Genomic DNA, 7,170 nt, shown 5'->3' with positions numbered 1-7,170 from the left:
ATTGCAGAAAAGAAAATTGAGTTTGGACATTGGGAAGGCGACTTGGTCCTTGGGTATAAGGGCATTGATAATGCTCTGACTCTGGTAGAAATGTCTACAGGTTTTTTGCTTGCAACAAACTGTAAAAACAGGAAGATGGACACTGTTTCCAAGGCAATCAATACAACTTTTCGCCGATTACCCAAAGAGCTAATCAAAACGCTGACACTTGATCGCGGATCAGAATTTTCAGGCTATAAAGCGGTGCAAAAGAGCTTGGGTTGCAAGGTGTATTTTTGCCATCCGCAGACCCCAAACGAAAGAGCGCTAAACGAACAAACAAACGGTCTGTTGAGGCAATTTTATCCCAAACGCAAACGGTCCGTCTTTTCAGATCCTGAGCGACTGGCCTCGTCCGTTGACCTCATAAACCATCGACCAAGGAAGAAATTCGGATACAGGACAACCTGGGAAATCATTGAGGAGCAGGGACTTGCCGGGGTGTTAAGTTTGGTTTGACAATTTGCCCCAACAAAAAAGGCCCCCGCCGGGAGGGCATGGAAGTGGTTCGGGTGCGCAGCACCCACCCTGGCTCTGCGCCAAGGGCGCATTCTTCCTCTTCCTCTTACTCTTCTCTTTTTCTTTTTCTTTTCTTCTCTTTACTCCCAAAAAGCACCGCCGCTGCAAGCGGCATCCTCACTTCTTCAAAAAAGACTCTCGCAAAAAATGACTATTCAACCGCCCTTCAATATATTGGGCGAGCGTCGCAACCGCCTGATCCGACGTCCGAAACGTACACAACCCCGAGGCCTTGAGCCGATCGGCAAGCGGATCGTATTGCCGCCCCCCATCCACAACACCAATCACCGGCGTCTCAAGCGTGGGTAACACATCCGCCAGCAAAGAGGCAATGGACCGCTCGTCGTCCATGGTCAACGGCGTGTCCGGATCGGCCAAAGTCCGCATCACCGGCGACATGGGGTCCAGTCCGGCAACCACGGCATCCACGTTATCCCCTTCCGCCAAAAGACGAATGGCCTTGACGTGAACCTGATCGTTCGCTCCGGGCGTGATATCAAGCGGATTGGTCACCGAAACCAGGGCATCCAACCCGTTGGCCACAAAAAGCGTTTCCAAAGCCTGTGTCGTTTTCGTCGATAACGGTGCCAATTCCATCCGATAGTCGTCTGATTGAATGGAATCAGCCATGCCCACGGCCTCGAATCCGGCCCCGGACATGGCGGCCAGCCGATTGCCTCGAATCACCTTGCCCTGCAACCGTTCCGCCACCATGAAAAGATTCTGGAACTGGGTAAACGATTGGGCCACAATCGCCCCAGCCTGACGCACACAGGACTCGCAAACCGGGTACTCTCCGGCCAACGACGCGGTATGCCCACTGGTCGCAGACTTGCCTTCTGGGGTCCGCCCTGCCTTGTAAAAAATCACATCCTTCCCGGCCAAGATGGCCCGACGAACAGACTGACAAAAGACCAATCCATCCATATTGTTAAACCCTTCAGCATAAACCGCGATCACATCAACGGTCTCGGAATCGGCAAAATGAGCCACCATATCCCCAAGAGTCAGATCAGTCTGATTGCCCATGGACACCATGTATGACGGATTCAACTCGGGGCACTGGGATAATCGGGTCAACATGAAGGCCCCGGACTGGGAAATGAATGCGGACCGATGTGGGTCGCCAGACAATTCAGGCAGTTTTTCTTCAGGAATGAACCAGGTGTCATATCTGCCGGGCCGGGACACGACGCCCATGCAGTTACCACCGAGAAAAACCGGGCCGGTTCCTCGGGCATGAGCCGCACGAATCTTTGCCACCACTTCAGCGGCTCGCTCCTTGCTGTCTTCGGTTTCACCCAAACCACCCGGAATGAGCATCACTCCCTTGGCCGCGTCCAGCTCCACCAAACTATCCACAAGAGCCGGGACCTGCTGCGCTCCCACCGCCACCACAAACAAATCGAGCGGACAATCAAGAGATGCGAGATCAGGCACACAGGCGACCCCGTCGATACTCGTTTCACCAGCCCGAATAATACGCACATTTTCAGACGGAAAACCCGCTCCAAGAATGTTGCGCACAATAATCCGACCGAAATTCATCCGTGAAGCAGAAACCCCTATGATGCCGATGGTCTTCGGATGCAACAGCGCGTCGATCTGGTCAACAGGCCGAGAGACAGGCACTGATCCGGGCCGGGAAAAACGGCACATCCCGTCCAACGGCACCATCAGATAGTCCGCGTAGGCAAAGGGATTGATTTCCAATTCCTCAATATGAAACGGAGCGTCCGGGTTGAGCGGTGAATAATAATTGGCCATGTCGATGAACGAGGAAAAACACTCGATCAACTGCTCATCGGTCACGATACGCCGTTGGCCGCGCGTCAACCCGGCCAATTTCTTATATGACAGGGTTCTCTTGAAAAGTTCGAAAAACTGCGCTCCATCGGTCATGGCCGTGGAACACAACGTGACAGCCTGCCCCTTCCTGAACCGTTCAGCATAAATTTCGGTGTCGGTTCCGCCGAGTCCCGCCCCCAAGACCATGCCAAACTCACGGGTCTTTCTGATGCCGACAATCAGTTCATTGCCGAACTCCTTTGAATCCGGCTCCATGAACTCCACGAGCAACACCCCACGAATATCCCGGGCAATGGCCTCCTTGAGAGCGTCACCGTCAAGGTCTTGATAGGGAAGTGGTGCAGCTTCGGGATTTTTTTCCAGAAAAGCCGCGTAGTTTTCCGGGACATCGTAGAGCATCCGTCGCCAGGCCGATCGAATGGCGTCAGGGGTATTGCGTGCCACCCGCACACCGCCAACATCCGACTTGTGGACAATGGTCGGCGAAACAATCTTGAGCACGACCGAATCTCCGGGAAAACTCGACAAAACCGCGTCATCAGGCCGTGTTCCCCGCTCCAACAGCATGCAGGTCGGCGGCGTTTCCGCTCCCGATTCCCTCAGCAAATCATAGACTTCAAATTCGAAAAGTGTTGCTCGACCTTGGCTGTCCGCCCGGGTCAACAACGCGGTGATCGCGTCATAATTGATCGACACCTGCACAGATCCGAAAGCAAAATGCGTCTGCACCGTTCTCCTCCCTGAAATCCATTGAGGGCCATTGGCTGAACCAAATCATTTCACACACTATCCCGCCCCGGACAGGGACGCAGTGCCTTGTCCGGGACAAAAAGCCGCTCCGCCCGTTCAGACGAGAGCAGCCGAAACGTCATATCCATACTCCAGAATTACAACCACCGCACCCCTGGCTCGGCACGGGGCGGCACTGCCGGATATGCCCTGACCGGCCAGCCCAGCAGAATCGAACCGTACACCATTTGATCGTCCGACACCCCAAACATGGCTCGCAATTCGGGATCGTGCATGGCTGCGGTCGTCACATATCCGCACCAGCATCCGCCAAGCCCGGCAGCCGTTGCCGCCAAATCCAGATAGGAAACCGCAAGCACCCCATCTTCACGCGGGGTAATGCCTTTTTTCGGTCCAAAGGCCACGGCCAGAGCCGGTGCATTTCGACACACCAGATCCCGCCCCGAATCCCACACCCGAACAATACCGGGCAAGTGAAGCGAGCGTGCCAAATCAGTCTCCTGTTCGGCTTCCCGACGCATCCACTGCACCACGATATTCGCCACACGGTTCACCGCTTCGGAAGAATCAGCCACGGCCCACCGGGTCTTTCTGGCATTGTGCCCGGACGGCGCATATTCAGCGGTTTGCAGCAGGGACGCCAGCGTTTCACGCGGTATCGGTTTGTCACGAAATGTACGCACCGACCGGCGTGACCGCAAGAACTGCTCACCCTGGGCATTCGATACCCGCAAGGCCGTCTCCTTGCGCACACCCGGTTCAGGCAACGCATTCAACGTAATTGCCCCAGAAGGACACACGGCCACGCAATGCCCACATTGCAGACAATACGCCTGTTTTTTTTCATGCGGGACCGGGATTTTCCCGGCTTCAAAAACAAGACACCCCACCGGGCAGTCCGCAGCACACGCTCCATCCTTGAGACACTTCTTCGAATCTATTGAAAATAATGACATATACTCTCCTTAAATATGACATGACGTACGCGATATCATGACAACCATGAAGCCCTGATCGTATCGAAACATTTTTAAACATCGTTGAAATGCGTTTTTGCACACGAACACGCACCCTTTACAACAAATATTTTTTTCAGGTACTATTCACCATGAAACAGTGTATCTGGTGCGTCCTCATCGGCTTCATGCTTCTGTGTCCCCCCTCGGTGTGTCTGGCCGAAGAGCCTGCCACCGATCCGAGGGAGGCTGTGGTTGTGGCCGACCATTATCCACCCTGAAAGATCGTGGATGGCACATCCATTGACGGGATAGACATCCGACTCGTGACCGCCTTGTTACAGGAAATCGGATACACCCCCCGCTTTGTCCCATGCCCCTGGATACGAGGTGTTGCCATGATCGAAACCGGTGACGCTGATATCATTAGCGGCATCCTCAAACGGCAGGATCGAGAAAACACCATGATTTTTCTTGAACCGCCGTACAAGACACGATCCGCCAAGGTTTTTTATCTCCGCAACAACACACCAGATATCATCCACTATACTGACCTGTCACATCGTTCCATCGGCACGCAGCGAGGTGCACAATATTTCGAACAGTTCGATTCGGACACGTCATTGAACAAACAGCCAATTCACAACAACGCATTAAATTTCAAAAAACTTATTTCAGGTCGAATCAATACGATTATCGTCACCGAAAGTATTGGAGACTATCTGATCGCGGAATTGCACATCGCCGACAAAGTGAAAAAAGCGACATTCAGATATGACAGTGTCATCCCGGTTTACTTCGCCTTGTCCAAAAAATCTTCATTGGTCCAATGCCTGCCGCAATTATTGAAAGCGAACAGACTCCTCAAGGAATCCGGTGCATTCGATCGAATTATCGACACATTTTTCGAAAGGCTGCACCAACCGGCCACGCCCGATCAATAATACGGTAAAATCCACCCCACGCCGGAGCGTTGACCACCCTGACGATTTCCCGTATTTCCAGAATCCGTCAGGATAATTACTGACAATTCCGTTCAGCATACGATATATATTCCGATTACGGATCACGCTATACAACGAGGATTTTTCATGAGCACTAAGCCCGATGCCCCGGAAAAAGGCAAAGACTTCATTCGTCAGATCATCGACAAGGACAACGAAACCGACAAATACGGCCAGCGGGTCCATACGCGGTTTCCCCCAGAACCCAACGGCTATCTGCACATAGGACATGCCAAATCCATCTGCCTGAACTTTGGACTGGCACGCGAATACGGCGGCAAATGCAACCTCCGTTTCGATGACACCAATCCAGTGAAGGAAGAGATGGAATACGTGGACTCCATTCGTCAAGATGTGGAGTGGCTCGGCTTTGAGTGGGATGCCAATCCCTTTGCTTCAAATTACTTTGAACGCCTGTATTTCATCGCCGAACTTTTCATCAAAATGGGCATGGCATATGTGGACCATCAGTCTGCGGACAAAATCCGCGAAAACCGTGGCACGCTCAAAGAACCCGGTATCAATTCGCCCTACCGTGATCGGACTGTGGACGAAAACCTCTCCCTCTTCCGCGCCATGAAAGCCGGAGAAATGGCTGACGGCGAATGTATCCTGCGTGGCAAGATCGACATGACAGCCCCCAACCTGATGCTTCGTGACCCGGCCCTGTATCGCATCAAACACGCGACCCATCACCGCACTGGCGATACATGGTGCATCTATCCCATGTACGATTTCACCCATGGGCTGTCCGATGCCATGGAAGGCATCACCCATTCGATCTGCACCATGGAATTCGAAAACAACCGTCCTGTCTACGACTGGTGCGTCAACACCCTCATGAAAGGACTGAAACAGCCCGAACTCTTCGGTGAAAACGCAACCATCTATGAAGAATTGGCCGCCCTGCCCGGATTCAACCAACGCCCCTGGCAGTATGAATTCGCCCGACTGAACATCACCGGCACGGTCCTGTCCAAACGCAAGCTGATTCAGCTCGTGCAGGAAGGACATGTTTCGGGCTGGGATGACCCCCGGATGCCGACCATTTCCGGTTTTCGCCGCCGTGGCTTCACCCCGGAATCCATTCGTGACTTCTGCGACCGTATTGGCGTGGCAAAGGCCGCCTCCACCGTGGAATATGCCCTGCTTGAACACTGCGTGCGCCAGGACTTGAACGATCGGGCAGCGCGGTACATGGGCGTTGTTGATCCAGTCAAACTGGTTATCGAAAATTACCCGGACGATCAGGTGGACGAATTCGAAATGGCCCTGCACCCCGAATATGAATCCTACGGCACCCGCACCGTTCCTTTCACCAAGGAACTCTGGATCGAACGCGCGGACTTCATGGAAAATCCGCCGAAAAAATTCTTCCGCATGGGACCGGACAGAGAAGTCCGGCTGCGTGGCGCATATTATGTTTTGTGTACTGGCTACGACACAGACGAAAACGGTACCATTACCGAAATCCGTGCAACCTATGACCCCGAAACCAAGGGCGGCTGGCTCGAAGGTGGACGCAAGGTCAAAGGCACCATGCACTGGGTCTCCGCAACCAAGGGAATCAAGGCGGAAGTCCGCAATTACACCAACCTGTTCAGTATCGACAATCCCAATGCACCGGAAGAAGGCAAGACCTTCGTGGATTATATCGATCCCAATTCTCAGGAAATCCTGACAGAATGCTATGTCGAACCAGCCCTCGCCACCATGGCACCGGGCACCAACTTCCAGTTCGAACGGACCGGCTATTTCTGCGCGGACTCAAAAGACCACAAGCCGGGCGAAAAATTGGTCTTCAACCGAACCGCAACCCTCCGCGATTCTTGGGCCAAAATTCAAAAACAGATGAAAAAATAAGGAACCATCGTTTCCTTTACGCCGATGGTCAAAACCTCGGCTCAAAAAAAATAAAGCCCCGATCCTGGGGCTTTTTTATGAGCAATTTCAGATTCTTATCTTTTTTTGTTCCACTAAAACCCATCTGATTTCATAAAATCATGCACTGATATATCCGAATCTGCTTGACTTTGATTGCACAATCAATCTATATCTCTTTCAGACACTGATTGCACAATCAATCGATACAG

6 protein-coding genes are annotated in these 7,170 nt (G+C 52.7%); 4 read left to right on the top strand and 2 right to left on the bottom strand.

What is annotated here, in order from left to right:
* Positions 1 to 498 (top strand): IS30 family transposase (locus GO013_RS05890; RefSeq protein WP_163809148.1); only part of this gene is annotated, 498 nt, incomplete at its 5' end.
* Between the two features lie 177 nt (positions 499 to 675).
* On the opposite strand, the gene GO013_RS05885 is transcribed toward GO013_RS05890, so the two are convergent.
* On the bottom strand, positions 676 to 3,096 hold the full coding sequence (locus GO013_RS05885; protein ID WP_343219532.1) for an acetate--CoA ligase family protein: 2,421 nt from the start codon (positions 3,094 to 3,096) through the stop codon (positions 676 to 678).
* 158 nt (positions 3,097 to 3,254) lie between these two features.
* A complete protein-coding gene (locus tag GO013_RS05880; protein ID WP_163809146.1) occupies positions 3,255 to 4,073 on the bottom strand; it encodes a nitroreductase family protein in 819 nt (272 codons plus the stop codon).
* Positions 4,074 to 4,225: 152 nt separating this feature from the next.
* Here GO013_RS05880 and GO013_RS17370 point away from each other — a divergent pair, with 152 nt between their 5' ends.
* The 3 genes from GO013_RS17370 (at position 4,226) to GO013_RS05870 (ending at position 6,940) form a co-directional block, all read left to right on the top strand.
* Positions 4,226 to 4,354 carry a hypothetical protein gene (locus GO013_RS17370; RefSeq protein WP_275406326.1) on the top strand — a complete coding sequence of 43 codons (129 nt, stop codon included), beginning with the start codon at positions 4,226 to 4,228 and terminating at the stop codon, positions 4,352 to 4,354.
* Positions 4,355 to 4,360: 6 nt separating this feature from the next.
* Positions 4,361 to 5,017, top strand: coding sequence for a transporter substrate-binding domain-containing protein (locus tag GO013_RS05875; protein WP_163809144.1), 657 nt, complete (start codon positions 4,361 to 4,363; stop codon positions 5,015 to 5,017).
* 147 nt (positions 5,018 to 5,164) lie between these two features.
* A complete protein-coding gene (locus GO013_RS05870; RefSeq protein ID WP_163809142.1) occupies positions 5,165 to 6,940 on the top strand; it encodes a glutamine--tRNA ligase/YqeY domain fusion protein in 1,776 nt (591 codons plus the stop codon).
* Positions 6,941 to 7,170: the final 230 nt, after the last annotated feature.

The sequence above is a fragment of the Pseudodesulfovibrio sp. JC047 genome (assembly GCF_010468615.1).
Lineage (GTDB): Bacteria > Desulfobacterota > Desulfovibrionia > Desulfovibrionales > Desulfovibrionaceae > Pseudodesulfovibrio.
The sequence above is the reverse complement of the archived record's forward strand: the minus strand, read 5'-3'. Positions and strand labels throughout refer to the sequence as shown.

Excerpts from the sequence above, each read along its gene's own strand:
- GO013_RS05870 (WP_163809142.1), top strand. The coding sequence starts at position 5,165 with ATGAGCACTAAGCCCGATGCCCCGGAAAAAGGCAAAGACTTCATTCGT.
- GO013_RS05880 (WP_163809146.1), bottom strand. The coding sequence starts at position 4,073 with ATGTCATTATTTTCAATAGATTCGAAGAAGTGTCTCAAGGATGGAGCG.
- GO013_RS17370 (WP_275406326.1), top strand. The coding sequence starts at position 4,226 with ATGAAACAGTGTATCTGGTGCGTCCTCATCGGCTTCATGCTTCTGTGT.